The organism is Collinsella sp. TF06-26, from assembly GCF_002232035.1.
In the GTDB taxonomy this organism is placed as follows: domain Bacteria; phylum Actinomycetota; class Coriobacteriia; order Coriobacteriales; family Coriobacteriaceae; genus Collinsella.
This window is the reverse complement of sequence record NZ_NKXR01000001.1, coordinates 160,049-179,233: the sequence shown is the minus strand read 5'-3', so window position 1 is coordinate 179,233 and position 19,185 is coordinate 160,049. Positions and strand designations below refer to the sequence as shown.

The following is a 19,185-nucleotide window of genomic DNA, read 5'->3' as shown; positions in this document are numbered from 1 at the left end:
CGTTTAGTTGAATACCCACGACCATACCGGACATTATGAAAAGAAACCGCTGGTAAACAGCTTGGTAATTTTCAAAATAGGCGGGTGTGGTCGAACCCTATTGCTTAAACGTAGTAAATAGGCCGTTTTCGTGACACAGACCCCGATTAGCTACTTGCGAAGGGCGTTATCGAGAGTGGCAGCCACCTGCAGGGGATCGTCGGTACCGGCGAAGAGGCGGGTGGTGCTCCCCTGCTTGCCGCGTGGAGCCGAAAGGCGCGTCGTTGCGCCGCCGGCGGGCGATGTGCGAAACTCCCCCGGCAAAGCATCGAAGAGATCACCCGCGCTACGCTCGATAAGGTCAAACTCAACTGCGGGGCCAAAGCCGTGCTCGAGGATTCCCGTTGCAACCGCATGGTCGGGATGCGAGGTCAGCCCGGGATAGCGCACGTTGCGTACCATCTCGTTGGCGGCCAGATACTCGGCCAGCGCACGGGCGCGGTCGAAGTGGGCCTGCATGCGAGCGTCGAGCGAAGACAGCCCCCGCTCCAGCATGCAAGTCTCATTAACAGAAAGGTCGAGTGCAGACGCACCGCAATCCGCAAGAAGCGCATGCGCACACTCGGCGGCGGCATCCACGCGATGGCGCTTAAGCTGCGAGCGCGCCACCGAAGCGGCGACGAGCTTGCGCGGCGCAACGCCGGCACACACGCGGTCGAGCGCCTCGAGCGAAAGCACGGCGCCCAGACGCAGCGGGTTGCACCCAAAGACGCCCGACACAGTGTTATCAACCACGAGCAGCGCATGCGACTCACGAGCCGCGCGGCCCAGAGCGCGAAGGTCGGGCACACGCAGGCCAAACCCGCCGATGGAGTTGACAAACCACCACAGGTGCGGCCCCTCGGCATCAAACGAAGCATCAAAGCCCTCGGACGCAGCAGCAAACGCCGCAGCCGCGGGCTCCCCCACCAGCGCAACATCGCAGCCATCAAAGCCGCAGGCAAACGCATCGGCAAAGTCGTCCGCAAAGGTCACCAAGCGATCGCCGGGCTGCACAATCCCCAGCATCGACAGCGCCGCCGGCACATGCGAGGCCGCAACAAGGCACGTTTCACGTGCGCCGGCCCTTACGGCCCAGGTCTCTTCAAGCTGCTGCACATCCACGCGACACCGCCCCTTAAATAAAACTGAACCAAACTAGCCGTGATATTCGCCGTTGTACTGGATGAGCGTCAGGTCCTCAACGCCATCGAGCGCGCGGATGGCGTCGGCGTAGGGCATGTCCACACCGTCCGAGAAGACCTCGACGGCCATCTCGACCTTGTCACCGCGCATCGTCTTGGATTTGACGGTGAACTTGGTGCGTCCAAACGCGCGAACGATATCATCGCCGGTGGTCTGCCCCGTGTAGTGGATGACCATCATGTACACGCGCGCCTTGTCCTGGTGGCTCGCAAAGCCAGCGATCATCACCACGATCACCACTGCCGTGAGTCCTACGAGCGCATACATGCCGGCGCCCGCCGTAATGCCCGTGGTAATGGCCCAAAACAGATACAGCAGGTCGAGCGGGTCCTTGACCGCCGTACGGTAGCGGACGATAGACAGAGCACCGACCATACCGAGCGAGATGACCACATTCGTCGAGATCGCGAGCGTGACCATGCAGGTGAGCACGCACATGCCCACGAGCGTTACAGCAAAACTGCGCGAATAGACCACGCCGGTAAAAAAGCGCTTGTACACGTAATAGATCAGGATGCCCATGGCGAGCGCCACAAGCAGCGAAAGGCCGATCTTGGCAGGGTCGACCTGGCCAAACGCCTCCAAGACGGAGTTCTTAAAAAAGTCCCTGGTGCTCATGGTCTAAATATCCCCTCGGTTCCCAAAATCCGATTCCCAGTAGTTAAAACCGCGCAGGTAGGCGGTCTTGTCATAACACAGGCAGTACTTAGAGACCGCCGTGAGTTCGGCCGCACCTGGCGGCACCATATCGCGCACCAGCTGTGGGCAAAACTCGGTAAACTTGACCTCCATCACCAGCTTGCCGGGCTCCAGCACGGGCAACGCGGGCAACGTCGCGTCAAAGATGTCAAAGCTTCCCACCGCCGCACGCACGTTGCTATCAAAGGTAATGCGCACGGTGCCCTCGTCCATCACCCACGGCTCACGCTCGTAGTCCACGATGGTCCGCGGGCGCATCATGTTGCAGATGCACTCGATGTAGAACTCGCGACAGAGCGGATAAGGGCTCCTCAGCAAAAAGTCGTAGTCGCCGGCCAGAATCTGCTCAAACTCGCCACGCGTGAGTGGCGCGTCCTCCTTGTAGATCCAGCTGCCGTACTTCTTTTTGCGCTCGAGCTTAATCACCTTGTCGCCGCCGTTATAGATGCGCACGCGATATTTTTTTCGCATAAGAATACCGGCGTCTTTTTCCTCGTAGGCCGAGTTGCAGTAGTCGTCAAAGTACAGGCTGCGAATGGTGTAAACACCCGCCCGCGCATACTTGTCCAGTTTAAAAACCGGCGCCATGCGGCAGGCAAGCGCAGCGTGCTCGCCCTCGTTAATGAGATATTTGAGCTCGTGGCGGCAACGCTCCTGCGTGGCACGCACAGGCGGAGCCGTAAGGCGCTCAAGCAGCGCGCTAGCCCTCCTCATACGTGTCCTCCACGACCTTACCACCGTCCTGCACGTAAAAACACTTCATGCCGTAGTGTTTGCCGTCGTCGGTCACATAGTAGTCAAACGCATCTTGCGTATAGCCGTCTGAGTTGGTGGCACGCACGCGCACAAAATACTGGCCGGTATCGGGCGCATCGCAGGTCACCTCAGGCAGCAGCACGTCCTCGGCCTTAAAAAACACGTCCTTGATGGCATAGTCACGCGCCAGCTCCACGGTATAGCGAATGTCGCGCGCCTTAAAATCGTAGGACGCATCCCAGTTAATGCGCAGCTTACCGTTATCGATCTGCGGCACGCCAATGTAGAACGGCATGGGCTTTTTATAGCTCTCGCGAAAGCTCTTGTAGTTCTCCTCGATCTCGGAGGGAATCGCCGCGGCGATTTGCTCGTATTGGTCCTTGGTGACAGGCAGATTGTCGATATCGGGCGAAGCAAAGACCAACGATTCGGTAACCTCGCGATAATGTCTAATCATCTTGGCCAGGCGCGCCTCGGTCATATACGAGCGCAGGTCCTTTACGGCGCGGTCGAGCTCACTGCGGAACGATTTGCTGCGCAGCGCACGATTGAATAGCACGTTGCCCCAGTAGTTGCTTACGCCGCGCTCCCAGCTCGCATAGTCCGAGAACCCGGCAAGAGAAAGCTCCAGCTTACGCAGCATGCCGTCGTTATCCCAATCTAAAAAGTACCAGGTATTTGAGTTGAGCGGGCTGTACAGATAACAGTTACGGTTCTGAGTATCGCAGTTGCCCGTCAGGATCTGAAACGCCAGCCAATAGACCAGATTCTCGGTATCAAAGTAGGTGTCGAGCACGTTATCGATCTTTTGCGATTCGTCGTTGAGCGCATCGAGCATCTCGATGAGCTTGGTGTGGTCCGAATCGCCCTTAATCTCGAGCATGCCCTCGAAGTTTGCCTGGTTGTAGTCGGGATCGTCGGCAAGCTTAATGGTGTCCTCGTAGCGATGGAAATCAAAGCTGTTCACCTTGTACAGGTGCCCGCTCTTATCCAGGCCATGTGCCTTAAGCGCCGTCTTGTTGAGCTGCTCCACCTGCGTAAACAGGCCGTAGTCCTCAAAGGTATCGTTGGACTTTTCGGTCTGGTCGCACACCCACAGATGCACAAACTGCGTGCGCAGGCCCATCATCTGGGGAATTCCGCGGATAAGGTCGTAGGCCATCTTGTTGCGAAAACGCATACCCTCGCCCATGTGCTTGTTGAGCGCAATCGCGCGCTGCTGGCGCCAGGTGCCCTTGCCTTTTTTGAGCTCCACCTTGTAATTCTTTTGCGTGTAGGAGCTCGATGTCTGGCCGCGCACCTGCACGGTGGCATTGGGCGCGTCCTCGCCATAGCCAACCTCGCCGGCCACCGGGCCGTCTTCGTCGCCCGCCTGCAGCAGGCCCATAACCTGATAGCGCGTCACGCCCATGTCGGCATAGTCATACACCGAGTACGTGTTGATCTCGGCCCAGCTATGGTCCGTGTTCTCGGAACTGTTGCCGCGAGAGACCGTCAGATACATGGTCACAATGCCCGAGTCATCATAGACCTCGTACAGCTCGTCCTTATCGCGCAGATGCTTGGACTGGTCGGAGGCCTCGGCCTTTTTAATCTTGTCCTGCTTTTTGACCTTTTTTGTCGAGGATTCGTCCTGAGATGAGCAGCCCGAAAGCAGCAGCGCGCCGGCAGCCGCCTCGATCAGACAGCGGCGAGACATCAACTTATCGATCATCAGAACCTCCCCAATGGTTGCGATACACGCGAACTACTGCGCGCTGAAACGCGCCGTGCGGCACGCCCTTGCGGCGGCACTCCTCATAGCGCTGCTCGGCACGGTCGAGCAAGCGGCCCAGCTGTGTAAAGCGACCCGTTTTGTCGGTCGCCACAATGGGCTGCTGGCTCAGGATACGATACGGCAAGTTGGCGGTATAGGTATCGAGCCGCAGCAGGGCCACGATAAAAAACACCACCGCACCCAACAAAAAGCCAAAGCCGTAAAACTGCTGCGGCAAAAGCAACGACACGGCGGTCGCCAGCCCTGCCACACCGGCAAACAGGCCCGAGGCCAGAACGGCTCCCTTGTAGTCGGTAAAGTACAGCAAGATAAGCAGGATCGTGTTGCCCACGGCATACAGGCCGTAGCCTACGCATAACGTGCGAAAATACCCGTGCATAAGGTTGTTAAAGCCCAGCGGCAGGGCCGAGAGCACTGTGGTCTCGAGCGAAATGACCGCCGCGGTCACAAACAGCTGCTTGAGCGCGCAAAAGCGCAGTTCGCTGTTGAGCGTGGAGAGCATCTCCTCCTCGGCCACCACAATATCGCCCACCACGCCGCCGTCGTTAAACAGGCTGTAGTAGTCACGGTAGCGCGGATAGAAATTGACCTCGACCGACACCACAAAGTTGACGGTCGTGACGAGTGTGGTCAAAAACGCAATGAGTGCCGGCACGTCATGGTAAGGAGCCCCGTAAAACAGGCCTTTGATCTGCACGCCAATAGGGCCCGCCCAGATAATAACCAGGTGTGCGAAAAGTCCCAAGTTGGTAAACAGCCCCGTAAGCGCAAGCGGCATAAACTGATCGAGCCATTGCAAAAAGAGCCAGGGGCTGCGGTCACTCTGCGGAAAATACCGGTAAAGCAGCACCACGTCCCAGACGAGCATGACGCCGTAGCCCAGAGCAACTGACGCCAACAGGCCCTCGACCGGCGGCAGCCCAAGTGCCAGCGCGGCCAGGGCGCACAGGCATGCCACACCAATGGCAGCCGCAAAGCCGCACAGGATACCGCGGTAATCCTTGATGGCCGTGAGGTAGCTCATACCGTTCCAGTTGACGATCATAATGTTGAACAGCCACAGGCACAGCAGCCCCTGCAGCAGCGTGGCGCCCGAGAACAGCAAAAAGACGCCGTAGAGCACGGTGCCCGCAACGAGCATGATGGCGTTGGAGCCCCAAAACGAAGGCAGGATCTCATCCTCGCGCTCGGCAAAGAGCATGTCGGCCAGAAAGCGCGTAACGGGCATGGAGAAAAAGCTTGTGAGCGTGAGCGATGCCAGCAGCGTATAGGTCACCATGCACACCAGCAGATCCTGGTTGGCGCGGCCCACACCCCACAGACCGCACAGCACCAAGATACCCACCTGGAGCAGCACGCCCAGCAGCATGGGGCCCGTGCACACAATGCCGGCGTAGCCATAGGCGCGCATCGTGGCAAACAGACCCTTGCGCCTAAACAGGCGTTTGAGCTCAAAACCGATTCCGGCCACCGGCTACTCCCCCTCTCTGGGCAGGTCAAACGCACGCGCCGTCTCGTCGTACAGCGCGCGATAGTTGGCGAGCATCTGCTCGTGCAAAAAGTACGTGGCAACACGACGCTGGCCGCGCTCCCCCATCTCAATGCGGCGGGCACGGCTTGTGCACATGCGCTCCATGGCATCGGCCAAGCCCTTGCGATACATGGGCGGCGTCAAAAAACCTGCAACGCCAAAGTCATCGCCCGGGGCGCCTTCGAGCAGCTCGCGGCAGCAGCCCACCTCGGTTGTCACGCAGGGACGGCGCGCCGCAAGCGACTCCAGCACGCTGAGCGGCTGGCCCTCGGAGATGCTCGTCAAAATGGTAAAGTCGAGCTTTTCCATGTACTCGACCACGTTGACGCGCCCGGTAAAGATCAGATCGCGCACGCCCAGGGTATCGACCAGCGCGTGACACTCGGCACCGTACTCCTCGTCGTCCACGCCGCCCATAATGTGCAGGCGCACCTTAGGCAGGCGCTCGTGCAGTTCAAAGAAGGCATAGATCATGGTCTTGACGTCCTTGATGGGCGCCAGGCGCACCACCGCGCCAATATCCACCCAGCCGTCATCGGGCTTTAAGGGAATGTCCTTAAAGCGATCGAACTGGATGCCGTTGGGGATGACCAGGCACTTGTCCGCATCGCAGCCCATATCGATCTGCGTCTTGCGGGCGTTGTGAAACAGGCTCGTCACGCGAAAGGCGCGACGGTAGATCTCCTCCGAAAGCAGGTAGAAAAAGCGGATCCAGCGGTCCTTAAACGACGGCACCACCCAGTCGGCGCGAATGATCTCTTCCTCGCGTTCGCGGGTATAGATGCCGTGCTCGGTGAGCAGCACCGGCGCATGGTGAACGCTTGAGCCCAGGCAGGCGAGCAGGCCGCCGTAGCCGGTTGAGATGGCGTGGTACACATCGGCCACCGGCACCTCGCTGCCCAGCAGGTAGAGCACGGGCAGTAGCATGGAGCGCATGGTATGGAATGCATCGGCAAAGGGCGTGTATGGGTACTCGGCCAGGCACACGTCGCGAAAGATATCCATAAACGTGCGGCTCTGCAAAAACGAGAGCGGATGCACGCGACGGCGGCGGAAGATATCGAATAACACGTCCCAGTCCGGATTGGAGAGCGACACCAGACGGCGTAGCGCCTCGCGCTCACGGTCGTTAAAACTCGCTTCATGTTGCTCGCCCGAAAGCCTCAGGGCATCGTCCAGGAACACCTCGCGCACCTCGACCACGTTGCCGGGCAGCTCGTAGACAAACTTGCCGCGGTCGGCAGCATGCGCGCCGATCACCCACAGCACAAACTCGTGCTCGGGCATGGCCTGGATATAGCCATGCATCCAGGTAGATACGCCGCCGTGCACATAGGGGTAGCAACCCTCGAGTACCAAGCAGATTCTCATCTGTCGCCACCCTCCTTGCGTGCAATGGTCACCGTCTTGTCCGTGGCTTTAACCAGGTACAGATCGCCCGTCAGATGCGTAATCTCGCCACCCGTGACTGCACCCGGCTCGCCGTTGTTGGCGCGGAACATGAGCCACGCCTCGTCGTGGAAATTGCCCAGGCTGAGCGTCCAGGCATCCGCACTGGTATCCACACTCACCGTCACGGACGAAAAGCGCTGGATGGCGCCCGAGCATTCCGAACCGGTCTGACGCCGCAGGTCGGGCGCAGACTTGCTAAGCCAGTCCAGGTAGTCGGTCAGGCCGCCCTTGTAGACCTCCCAGCCCTCCTTGGCGCCGCGATCGGGATCGAGCAGGTCGTCCGGGTGCATAAAATGCGTGCTCACATAGTGCATGTTTAGCTCGGACACGGCAGCCAAGCGCATATAGGAATCGTCGACCATGCCGCCCGAAACAATGCGCGGCTGCTCCACAATGCCATCGCTCGCCACGCCAAACTCCTGAACGTAGGGCAAGTCGGTGCCATCCTCAAAATACGTACTGGCGATGGTCTTAATGCGCGGAACGTCGGTGCCGATAAGCTTGCGCGCACGGACCGAAAGGATATTTGACGGCGGCACGTAAACCGAGCCGTGCGCGTTGGGCAACACCTCATCTTGGAAGGCTATAAGCTCGTTGAGCGATGCGACGAGCGTCTCCTTGTTCTTCCACGTCTTGTAGTCGCACAGTGTGCCATAGTCGGTATCCCAGAGCGCCAGCGGCTGATGGTTGTAGCCGTGGAAACCCAGCTCTCCGCCCATCTGCAGCAGCATACCGCCAAAGTAGCGAAACTGCGTGGTATCGGCCTGGCGCGCGGGCTCGGTCTGGTTGACCGCGTCCTCGTAGTTTTCGATCATCACACCGGTAAAGCGAACGCCATATTTTTGCGCGAGCTTTTGCAGATCGGGCCACCAGACCTTGGCATAAAAGTCGGCGATAGAAAGCCCGTAGTCGCGCTTGATGTAGGTGCCGTCGCCCGAGGGCACGGGGCTGGGAAAGTCGTCCAGATAGAAGACGGCGCTGTTGATGACCGGATAGGCCGTGGCATCGCCCAGCAGGCTGATCGCCGCGGCGTAAAAACCGCGCATGACCTTGTCATAGATACCGATATTGCACACCACGGTGCGACCGCTACCGCAGTCATTCGACCAAATGAGCGGGGCGCCCGCATCGCCGGTCTTAGCCCACACACGAGCCGTCTCGCGCAGCGAAACCGAAAGCGACGAATCAAAGGGGTCCGAGAGCTCGTAGCGCTCTCCCCCGCCCAGCATAAAGTCCTCGCTCGGCACAATGCTTTCGGCTTTTACATAGTCATATCCGGCCGATTCAATGCCAAGCTTGGGAGCAATCACTTGCAAATAGCTCGAGTTATCCGGAGGCATGGCGAGCATAAGCGAACCGCCGGCACTCACCCAACTCATAATGTCGCTCAGGTGCGTACCGAGCCCATCGAGCGACGGCATGAGCAAAATCACGCGATCGAAGGAGGTCAGCGAGGGAATGGCACCCACGCCGTCCAGGGCAAGGTCCACGTCGCGGTGCGCGATCTTCATGTCGAGCAGGATCTGGTCAAACTGCTCCTTTACGTCCTCGACGCCAGCTTGGTCGGAATCGGTAATGACCAGGCACGTGGGCTTTTGGCCAAACATCGCCGAGGAGGCCGGCACCGCATCGTTGGCGGCAAGCATCCCCAGCTTATGCTGGCCCGCACTGTACTGCACGCCGGCACGTTCCACCAGCAGCACGGCGGCCATGGCAATAAAGACCGCCCACACCACAAGCAGCCCCATCCAGCGAAAATGGCCCGCACGGTCGCGGATATGCTGTACCACGCTCACCGGGCCTCCTCTCCGTTGCGCCAAAACGCCAGTTCCTCGCGGTTGGCGGCGCTCAAGTATACATGCTGTTTGTCGATCGCATCGATCACACGGTGGACCTCGTCACCGTTGTGGCGCATCACCGCCAGGCGCAGGCAAAGCATCCAAACCTCCTGCTCCTCGGGCACGTCGAGCACCAGCTGGTCGATCACGGCCTGCGCCTCGTCGATCTGTCCGGCATCGGCCAGCGCCGTCGCGTATCGAATGCGCAGCTCAAGGGCGTCCTCGCGTTCGCAGCGACGCGCAAGCAGGCGCGCATACTGTTGGCGCTGAATCTGAGCCACGCGCCCCTCGGCCAAGCCCGAGCCCAAGTATTCACCAAGAAAATCGCAGTATTCATTGAGGTTTTGCGCGCTCGGGTCCGTCTTAAAGGCACGCTCCAGCTGCTGCAGTTTAAGGTCGGACTCCTTGGAGATCTGCGCCACCGCCGTCGCGGCATAGTGAGCCACCTCAACGTCGTCGTTAAGCTTAGCCGCCTGCAGCTGCGCCAGGTACGCTTCGGGCTCCTCGGTGAGCATGGAGAGCATTAGGCGACGCCGGTCTGCCGGATCGTTGACGATGAGCGCCTCCTCGAGCGGGATCACGCCCGCATCGGCTTCACGGTCGTGCACTAGGATGCTGCGATGAAGGTCGTCGTTGAAGCGCAGCGACTCCAGCGCAGACTCTTTCAGCCCCTCGCCAAACACCGCGCTGCGGACCGATAGCAGAACCACCAGCAACGGGCCCCACAGCGGCACCAGCACTATTACAGCCAGCATGTGCCCGCGCACCGGCAGCAGGCCCAACTTCATGAGCGTCCACAGCATCAGGCAAATCAGCGCATGAATCAGCAGCAAGACGGCAGCAACGACAAGCGAGATCAAGCGGCACCCCCCTCACCGTCACCGGTGTAAGAGATGTGCTGCAGCAGCGCCACGATGTCCTCGCCGTCAACGGGCTCCACCGCAATCTGCTTTGCGCTCAGGCGCTCGCGGATAATGGGCAGATCGCACGCCTTTGCCTGGCGCATAAGCAGGTAGAGCATGTCACCATCGACCAGGCCCGCCGCATCGTTCTCGCGGATACCCGAACCAATCGCGCCCACCAGCTCGCCGACAGGCTCCATGCCCGGCACCACGCGCAGGAGCAAAAAGCTCCCCATCTTGCTATCTGCCAGCGCCTGCTCCGCCGCGAGCTCTTGGCCAAAGGCCGCCTGCTTGAGCACGCAAGTGCCGTCAACGCAGCGTTTATCCTGTGCCACCGCCTCATAGTCAAAGGCACGGCCCAGCGCGCTTTCGACCAAGCCGCACAAGATGCGGAACAAGTTTTGATAATAGAGGGTCATTTGGTTTTCGGCCGCGCGACGCACAAAGATCAACACGGCGGGTGCCCCGTCGCGCTCGATCGTGTATCCAAACATGGGAAGCCCCGGCGTCAGCTCGCGGTTCACCCACAGATTCGAACGACCCCCGTCGCCCAAAAGAGGTGCAAGCTGCTCAAGCGTGAGCGAACGCGCGGCATCTTCGGCAATCGCGGGACTTGCCGCCACCAGGCGTGCAAATGCCCCGCCCGAAACATGGTAGATCGTCACCGAATCGTTCTCGAGGATCTCGCCCAGAAGCTCGCAGCACTTGCGATGGATGTCACGCGGATTGAGCACGTCGAGCTCTTGCGTCACGGCAAAGATCTTGCCAAAGCTATCCTGACGCCCCACAATCTGGTGCTTGTATGTGCGCTTGTCCTCGATGGCATCGTGGTAGAGCTGCGTGAGGAACGTATTGCGATTACGCACGAGCTCGTTTTGGTCGCGCTCCACCCTAATGGCCTCGCTGTTACGCAGCTGCACATAGCCGCACACGGCACCCACCACAAAGTACGCGATAAACGGCAGCCAGTTGGACGGCTCATAGAACAGGCCCTGGAAGGTATAGCCGTATTGAGTAAAGTAGCTTAAGGCCAAGCCCACCGATGCCAACAGCGCCGCAACCAAGCCAAAGTCCAAGCCATACAGCGTGCCGATGATCACGACGTAGAGCAGGCGATAATCGAGCACATTGAGCTGGGCTGATTGGGAGAATAGACGCTCCAGCACCTCGAACAGAACCCAGGCAACGCCCGTCTCCAGGCATTTAATAGGCAGCGTGCGCAGCTGGATACGGTCGATGGCGGCGCGCAAGGGGTTGGCCTTCTTTGAGCGGCCAGCATCCCAACGCGCTTGAATGGTCGAAAGATCGCGCAGCAAGTCGTAGCGCTGAAACCAGCCATAACGCACGCGAACGGTATCGTCCGTGGGCAGGGCGTAGCCGGCAGAATCGCCATAGGCAACGGCAAGGCCGGGGAACAGCACCTTGAGGGCCTCGCCCACTTTACCCGACGTGTGATGGAAGGCATCGGCAACGTCGAGCGTCTCAAAAGAGGCATCCCAGCTATCAAAGATGCGGCGAATCAGCACCGCAAGCTCCTCGGCACACAGCAGGGGAAACGCCGCATCCTGCGCGCCCTGCAGAGCGACCGATCCGGTTGAGCACGCGTCGAACAGCGGCACCAAAAACGGGTCCTCCAGCGCGGCAGACGCGGTATACAGGAACGGCACGCGCAGGATCTTGGTCTGCACGCCCTCGCGAGCAGCGTAGTAGCGGCACAGGTCGTTGGCTGCGTGCGCGATAATGCCCTTGCCCGTTCGCCCCGCGGCATCGGCGGCACCCTCGGCACCCGCGGGCCCCGCTACATACAGCAGTTGGACCCGACGACCCGCGCACGTACGAAAGACCGAGCGCAGCAGCTCGATATCGCCCACGGTATCGGTATGCGGGGTAAGGTAATTAGACAGGTAGACCACGCGGTCGAACTCGTAGGCCTGCTCCAAGTGCTGGAGCAGCTCTTTCCACGAGGCATGGGGCGACGACTCATCGCGGCGCGCTTCCGCGGCAGCGACGACCTGGACATGGTCCCCGGGGAACGCCTTGGCGCAAAAGTCATCGTCAACATATGCGGTGTTGCCAACAACCAGCACCTCCATGGCGTACCCCTCCCCTAAAATCCACTTCTGTCATAGTCAAACATGCGTATTTTACGCTGTCAACGCGAGTTGGAACGCCTTTAAGGCTGTTTTAAGAACTTTTTAGGGAATGTGAGGGCATCGAGAGCTAGATAGTGAAACCAATCTGCGGCAGATAAAGCGGCCCCCACACTCCACCAGCTGATACATTTTCAATAATGCCCCTTGCGTAGGAATACAGATCCTGCATGCCGGTACTAAGCGCCTCTTTATCAAAAGCGTCGTCATCTAAATCCGCAGGAGCGCGATATATGCCGGAAACGGATATTTCGGAACGATAGTAATGACCCTCATTGCTAGGTAGAAGCTCTATAACTAAATTGAGCTGACGAAACCTGGTTCCGTTTTCGTCCGAAAATGCACTGGTAATAGCATTTCGGACGTTGCATTCAACGTCAGACTTATTGACGCCCTCTTTCGGAATCATCCCGCCATCAAATGATAAACTGTCCACTTTTCTGGTCACGCATGTAATCAACGGAGATTCAATGCGTTGCTTCTGAAGCGATTCCATTTACATCTCCAATCGAAAGGCATTCTCATCTGCCAAAGGAGCCGAGTCCCTATAAGCCGGGGCTTCTCCTCCCAGTATCACCGAAAATCGTGATGTATTAAGTCTTGAGGCCATCTCACCAGAAGAAAGTCCCAGATAAGTGCGCACCTCAGGAACATCTCGAATGAGCTTCATAAGGTTATTTGCGGTAATAGATTGCTGCGATGCCCCGTTCTCCCAACGAGACGCCGTGGGTTTTGAAACCCCTAATAGCGACTCAAACTCATGCTGAGTCAAACCAAGATCGGAGCGCAAATGCTTTATTTCCGAGGGAGATAGAAACTCATGAGCCTTGGCGTATTGCGCGGCAAGCGCATGGGCAAGCTTAGTCGCCTCCGCAGCGGTCATTTCATCGTTGCCGCACTCGCAAACATAATGCTCAATTCCTTTTACAGTAATTTTCTCGCCACGGTAAATTTCAGTCATTGGCGCCGTGGTAAATTGCATTTCTTTGCCGCATTCCATGCAACGCATGACTCCTCCTTTAATGAATGTATCCATCGATGTTCGCAGACAAAACGTTTAAATGCGCATTGCCTTCGGAATCAATTGAAAACTTAACGTACCAATCCTCGTATTCAAAACCTCGGCACACGAAGACATCTGCGTAAACATCATGCAGAGGCCCATCCATATCGAGCGCGATGGATTTTCTAAAATCGTCAGGCTTCAGATAATCAAATAGGTCAGCAAGGAAATGATCGATGTCCAAATAACCAAACTGATTCATCAGGTGTCTGCGCACCCTACCATTTACAATCATCTTTCCCGAGCGAGCCAAAGACTTCGCTTCGTCAAGTGAATATGTCGGTCGGAGCTTGGTTCGATTCATAACCACCCCTTAGTTAACATGATGCTAACTATATTCGTCTTGTTGCCAATTGGCAACTCAATATGGCGTTCCAGTCAAGAGCATTGCCGCATTATGGGACCATCCGGAAGTGCGGGAAAATCAAGGTCGGTCGACCAGACTCCGGTTTTAGGCTTTCGCAACCTACAGTTTTGTTGCCAAAAATCAGGTTGTGCTCGGAGGTTTCCGACTTTTCCCTGCACTTCCGGAAACGGCAATAATAACCTACTGCCCCAAAGCGAAAACGCGATAATACCCTTTGGAAAGCGGTCCCTTAAACGCAAAAACCGCCTTTCGGCGGTTTCCACGGACCAAGCCGGACGTACCGTCGCAGGGCCTCATCACAGTAGGAACATTAAGGAAAAACCCAATCTCAGTCAATCCCTTACCGGCAAGCCGCAGCGAATTAAGGCTGAGCAGCAATGCGTCAGTAAAGTTACATGTGAGCAGAAAAACACCCGCCATTTCGTCTTTTCTCAATTGAGATGCAAGTTTTGACGCGCCAATTCTTACATCCAAACAAAAAGAGGGCCGACGCATCAACCCTCTTCAGGTGTCGCCCGAAGGCTTACACCGCAATTGCCTATATTCTAGCCGATAGCCTTTGTTTGTCTGTGGGCCCAACAGCCATCAGGACGTCATTAACGTTTTTACGTCCGCCAGCCTCAGCGCAATATAGTTTCTCATCATGAGCGCAATGAAGAGAGACGGCCATCCAGAAGAACAGCCGCCTCTCCGCAGGACGCAGGCCCGTAGGTTGACTACGTCAATACCGCTCATTTACTCTATCGCCCGGGTTCCAAGGGGTCAATTCAATTTAAGAGAACAGTCAGTATCTTTCGCGAATCTGCATGAACGCAGCTTGCTATTATCATAATCTACCCGCCGAGCAGGGCGATCCATTGGAAGCGTCTTTAGCATACTGGATGAGCATCTACGTTAACTGGCTCTTACCGATCTACTGCATGCTCACAGTGTGAGAGAGTAACATCGTTAGCAGCACTGTCGTGATTACCGGGCGATTGATCGAGGAGCTCGGGTGCACCGATGGCTGGATCGGCATCATGCGATATGACTACTTTGAGCGGCTTCTACATCGGAAGACAAGCACACCGAACAATACATACATGAAAAAAGGGCAACACTCTCTTGTCGAAAGCGTCACCCTTAAAGCTCACACAGAGCTTTTGTATGATAGCTAGGTATGCTACACCATCTCGCAGAGAAGTACAGCACCGAGAATCGCTATTCCCAGCAGAAGAAGCGCCGTGGATGCGGCGGTCCAATTGTCATCGGCGTTATTGAAACTTTCTTTACACCCTGATGTTCATCTCTTTAAATACGCTATATAAAACATCTTGCGCAATTAGCCCACGATAAGATCCAACAAGCTCACCTAATTCATCAAGCATTGCTTTCGTCTCGTCGTCGGGCAGAACACGGCAGAGCAAGGAGTACATATCGGAAAACCTTGCCCCTCTTACTACCGCACAATAGAGCCGCTCGTCATGCGCGCAAAAATTCCTATAGCCAGAAAGAACCTGAAAGACACGAAGCAGCACTAACGGCTCGAGTCTTTGATTTCTATTTGCCGTTTGGCCAATCAACTTACAGGCAGCATTCTGAACGCCGCGTTTTTGAAGCTGATAGAAATGTGAAATATTGCCAAATGTCAGATCGTTCTGAAGAACCCATAATGGGACTGCGCCGTATTTATTCAAATAATGTCTCACGAAGGGACGCATGCGCTGCTCATCTGCCAGCTTGTCTTTCAGAATATTTACAAGATCAGCAAGCCTCTTCGAATGCTGCTTCTTTTTATTACCTCGAAACGCCTTGGGCACAAGCATATCTTTAGGCTCGACATAATTAGCCCGATTCAGATAGGCATCCGAAGTGCGATATTGATCACAAAACGAATACACGACGGCGTTCTTGAGCACAGCTTCGGCCCTCGCGAGATACGAAAACGTAAGTTGCCTAAGTTCCCTGTCAAACAGGAATAAATCATAAATGTTCTTAAATGAAGTGCCTTCCCTAAAAACATCACAGGACGTAGACTGCCCAGCATTTTTGTCAAGAAAGGGGGCTTTGTAGCCGTTTACAACTGCATAATAACTTTCACGTCTCAGGCAATCTACCGTGGCAGCATCAGTCGCCACCCCACGGCTCTCTAGGAGTTCAATTAGTTGAGCGAAAGTCTTAAACTCTTTTGCCAAAACAAGCTCCTAAAATCAAAGGGCCGTTGCCGGAAGCCTCCGGACAACGACCCTTCTTTGTCATCGCCTCACTTAGAGTCCACGATGACTGTATCACTATTGATATAGTACCCTAAATTCATCGCTATTGCGGCGCATGCAGGAATTACATTCAGCGTTTCGACCTAATCCATCTATTATTCAAATAGCCTGATTCGGCACATCAATCATTATTCTCCTCGTCCGCAAAGTCAGCAAAGGTCAGCTGTTCACATCTTTTCATCGGGCGGTAATCTCTAACTTTAGTTATATGGCATGCGGCGGTTCGGACTTTTTGCGTCCTCAAATTAATGACCTCTTTAATGGTCATATCGACACGCATTAGGTCGCCACTATTTAAGCGATACTCACCATCTCGAACACGTTCGAGAAAATCACAGTCGTCTATTTGAACCTTATTGTATGTTCGATGCTCGTCCTCGTAGCCCGACTCAAATGTATATCCGGAAACATCTCCACCGTAGGAACCAAATAACGGTCGAACCCAGATATTGTGGGACGAATACTCAACCGTCTCTTCCTGCGTTGCCTTCAAAGCTTCGTCTTTATAGCTGTCAAAATAAGTCACCTCGCTTGAAGAAAAAGAAATAGCATCCTCTGAAGCCTTACTACCGGCAATCTTAATCTCAATCTCCCTCGAAGGCCTCTTGAATGTTTTCATCGGACCAGTGATGACCTTAGAAAATTTCTCAGCGATTTCTGGGGACTGGACTAGCGCGTGGATCTCAACGGGAACAACGACTGCGTCCGAACCCTCTCCATATACGAAAGTTCCATTGTCAGTTGGTTTATATTTAGAGATATGTCCTTTAACTTTTTTAATTATGTGCGATATAGCAAATAGAACCTCCACAAGACCGCAGGCATTATTAATTGCAGATATAGCGTCACTGTTTAACGCGTCAATCAATCCGGGCACACAATGGATCACGAATTCCGCAATAAAAGACCCTTCTTTAAATGGACGCACTTTTAAAGTCGTTTTGTCTAAGCTGCCCGACTCTTTAGCGACCTCTTTTATCAGTCCGTCAAATTGGCTCAGGAACTTAGAAAGGTCCTTGGCGTCCAAGCCTTCTTCGGGATCTACATCGACAAAGCGATATACGAGCGACTGATTTGTTGTAGAAGTGTCCATGTTGTCCTCATACCCTTATAAGATCACGGGTCCTATTTCCTGCGACCGAAGCGTTTAATCCGAAAACGATCGAGCGCATAATTAAACGAAATAATAAGAACTAACGTCATCGTATAAATTACGAATTGATATATTTCAGATGGCGGATCAGACAGATAGCCTACAACGACCACTTCCATGACGACAACAGTAAGAAGCGTACATAACCCGATAAACCCCATTCTTCCCACGTCAATGCAAAAGACACTCTGATACTTCAAGAGCAAAAAGGCTGCGACGCCATAGATAGCAAGGAGTGTGATTAAACCTGGTATGAGATTCCAACAAAAGAGGGCAAGAACAACGGGAAACGTCCAAACAGCATTTCCCGCCGCGTCTGAATCCATAAACCTATAGCCTTTATCCCTCATTCCGCTTCTCTCCACGACAAGCTGGAAATAACTCCTCAATATCCATCCTGAAAATGATGCAAAATAGATAATGAATAATCGGTCGACAGACCACAAGGAATTATCCCCAAAAGAAAGCGTAAGGATGCGCGAGGCAACCGGAAGCGCCGCAGAGGTTAAAACTGTGATCAGGACATCGGAGGTTTTAAACTCACCGTCCCCGCTCTCACTGGACTCGTTCACCATCAATCTCCCAACGTAAATAGAACTCGGCATAAGCTCGAGTACCATACCACTTCGCTGCGTATGCAAAATCGCAGGTCTAGGCATTGTTTAACATTAAAAGGGTAAAACCTACGGATGGAAGCCAGATAAGAAGAGACCTACCGATCCTATTTACGGAAAGAATAAGACCGAAACGCAATCTAAGACCACAGAAAGAAGGCAGCCACCATGAAACGAGTAGACGAAGAACCCACGCCGGAAGCGATTGATATCGCCCTCACCCAAGATCCGCATCACCGAAAGAGAGAAATTGAGGACTTTCTAAAGATGCTCATTGCGGTTGAACCTCCGTATACCTTTGTTATTGACGCGCCTTGGGGTTCTGGCAAGACATTCTTTGTAAAGCAAGTAGCGAGAGTCCTGCAAATGGCAAATCCGACTCTCGACCCCGATTTAGAGACACTTAACGCGACACTAGGAGAAACCGCAACGGAACTCCCCGCGACGCCATGTCTGCCCATTTATTTCAACGCGTGGGAGGAGGACCATTTCGACAATCCGATCTTGCCCATATTGGCCTCTATCGCCAACGCTGTAGGCGAAGAGAGCGTCAAGGAAGGAAAGGATTTCGGCAAGGGAATCATTAACGTCCTAGAAGCCGCTGCTTCCCTTATTGGATATAGCGGTGACATCAATGGTGCCATTGATAAGTTCAGTGGCGCCGATTTTCTCGCACGGTACAAAGAAGAAAAAGAGCTCCGTGGCAAAATTGACGAACTCATTAAGAATAATCTACCTGAGGTAGCCAACCGAGCCGTCATCTTTATCGACGAGCTCGACCGCTGCCGACCCGAATTCGCCATAAAGGTGCTCGAGCAGACAAAAAACCTGTTTCAGCAAGAAAATATCGTTGTGGTTTATTCGACAGACATTACTCAGCTGGGCCATTCCCTCCAAGGCGTGTATGGCCCAAAATTCGAAGGCAGAAAATACCTCGAGCGTTTTTACGACAAACGCCTAGAGCTGGATTCGATAAAGCCGGCCGATTACCTTCTGTATAAGGGTGTCAGCGCAAATAACGGCTATACGCAAAGTTATATAAACATAACGAATGAGTTGCTCAGCAATAAACAAGCATCGTTAAGAACTTGCAACAGGCTTGCAGATCCAATAAAGAAACAATTGGATTACATCGATACTCACCAGGAGTTTTGTGGAAACGGCAGAGCAAGACTTTTCCCAAACCTATGTCTACTACCAGCTTTAAATATTCTCGCCTACTACGAGCCTCTCACTTGATACGAAGTCAAAACGAACGCCAATTACAGTGCCGTCTATGAGTTCGCAAAGCACAGCAAGCATTTTATTAAATGCCTCGATATAGTGATTGAAGAAGTGTGGGGTTCAAATAAAGAAGAGCTTCCATATAAGCAAGATATCGAAACCAGGCGCAAACGTTTTGTT

General features: G+C 54.9%; 16 protein-coding genes. 1 reads left to right on the top strand and 15 read right to left on the bottom strand.

Annotated features, from left to right (window positions below; translation table 11 throughout):
• Positions 1-150 precede the first annotated feature (150 nt).
• The 15 genes from CHY22_RS00725 to CHY22_RS00655 form a co-directional block, all read right to left on the bottom strand.
• Positions 151-1,143, bottom strand: a complete 993-nt coding sequence (locus CHY22_RS00725) for a PLP-dependent transferase (RefSeq protein WP_089571689.1) — start codon at positions 1,141-1,143, stop codon at positions 151-153.
• 33 nt (positions 1,144-1,176) lie between these two features.
• Entirely contained in the window at positions 1,177-1,842 is a 666-nt protein-coding gene (locus CHY22_RS00720; RefSeq protein ID WP_089571688.1) for a DUF4956 domain-containing protein, read from the bottom strand.
• Between the two features lie 3 nt (positions 1,843-1,845).
• Positions 1,846-2,637, bottom strand: a complete 792-nt coding sequence (locus tag CHY22_RS00715) for a polyphosphate polymerase domain-containing protein (protein ID WP_089571687.1) — start codon at positions 2,635-2,637, stop codon at positions 1,846-1,848.
• Positions 2,624-4,393 (bottom strand): CotH kinase family protein, encoded by a 1,770-nt coding sequence (locus CHY22_RS00710; protein WP_089571686.1) that lies wholly within the window; start codon positions 4,391-4,393, stop codon positions 2,624-2,626. Before CHY22_RS00710 ends, CHY22_RS00715 begins: the two co-directional genes overlap by 14 nt.
• On the bottom strand, positions 4,383-5,927 hold the full coding sequence (gene pelG, locus CHY22_RS00705) for an exopolysaccharide Pel transporter PelG (RefSeq protein WP_089571685.1): 1,545 nt from the start codon (positions 5,925-5,927) through the stop codon (positions 4,383-4,385). Before pelG ends, CHY22_RS00710 begins: the two co-directional genes overlap by 11 nt.
• A gap of 3 nt (positions 5,928-5,930) precedes the next feature.
• Positions 5,931-7,358, bottom strand: a complete 1,428-nt coding sequence (gene pelF / locus CHY22_RS00700) for a GT4 family glycosyltransferase PelF (RefSeq protein WP_089571684.1) — start codon at positions 7,356-7,358, stop codon at positions 5,931-5,933.
• Positions 7,355-9,235 carry a DUF2194 domain-containing protein gene (locus CHY22_RS00695; protein ID WP_089571683.1) on the bottom strand — a complete coding sequence of 627 codons (1,881 nt, stop codon included), beginning with the start codon at positions 9,233-9,235 and terminating at the stop codon, positions 7,355-7,357. Before CHY22_RS00695 ends, pelF begins: the two co-directional genes overlap by 4 nt.
• Positions 9,232-10,137 (bottom strand): tetratricopeptide repeat protein, encoded by a 906-nt coding sequence (locus CHY22_RS00690; protein ID WP_089571682.1) that lies wholly within the window; start codon positions 10,135-10,137, stop codon positions 9,232-9,234. Before CHY22_RS00690 ends, CHY22_RS00695 begins: the two co-directional genes overlap by 4 nt.
• Positions 10,134-12,272, bottom strand: a complete 2,139-nt coding sequence (locus CHY22_RS00685) for a DUF4118 domain-containing protein (protein WP_089571681.1) — start codon at positions 12,270-12,272, stop codon at positions 10,134-10,136. Before CHY22_RS00685 ends, CHY22_RS00690 begins: the two co-directional genes overlap by 4 nt.
• 127 nt (positions 12,273-12,399) lie before the next feature.
• Entirely contained in the window at positions 12,400-12,825 is a 426-nt protein-coding gene (locus CHY22_RS00680; protein WP_089571680.1) for a hypothetical protein, read from the bottom strand.
• Positions 12,826-13,338, bottom strand: coding sequence for a type II TA system antitoxin MqsA family protein (locus CHY22_RS00675; RefSeq protein WP_158551144.1), 513 nt, complete (start codon positions 13,336-13,338; stop codon positions 12,826-12,828). It lies immediately after the preceding gene.
• A 10-nt stretch (positions 13,339-13,348) separates the two neighbouring features.
• A complete protein-coding gene (locus CHY22_RS00670) occupies positions 13,349-13,696 on the bottom strand; it encodes a type II toxin-antitoxin system MqsR family toxin (protein ID WP_089571678.1) in 348 nt (115 codons plus the stop codon).
• A gap of 1,331 nt (positions 13,697-15,027) precedes the next feature.
• On the bottom strand, positions 15,028-15,933 hold the full coding sequence (locus CHY22_RS00665) for an Abi family protein (RefSeq protein WP_089571677.1): 906 nt from the start codon (positions 15,931-15,933) through the stop codon (positions 15,028-15,030).
• Between the two features lie 202 nt (positions 15,934-16,135).
• Positions 16,136-17,107 (bottom strand): hypothetical protein, encoded by a 972-nt coding sequence (locus CHY22_RS00660; protein WP_089571676.1) that lies wholly within the window; start codon positions 17,105-17,107, stop codon positions 16,136-16,138.
• A 32-nt stretch (positions 17,108-17,139) separates the two neighbouring features.
• Entirely contained in the window at positions 17,140-17,742 is a 603-nt protein-coding gene (locus CHY22_RS00655) for a hypothetical protein (protein ID WP_143759187.1), read from the bottom strand.
• 207 nt (positions 17,743-17,949) lie between these two features.
• Between CHY22_RS00655 and CHY22_RS00650 the strand changes: the two genes are divergently transcribed.
• Positions 17,950-19,020 carry a P-loop NTPase fold protein gene (locus CHY22_RS00650; RefSeq protein WP_089571674.1) on the top strand — a complete coding sequence of 357 codons (1,071 nt, stop codon included), beginning with the start codon at positions 17,950-17,952 and terminating at the stop codon, positions 19,018-19,020.
• The last annotated feature ends 165 nt before the right edge of the window (positions 19,021-19,185 follow it).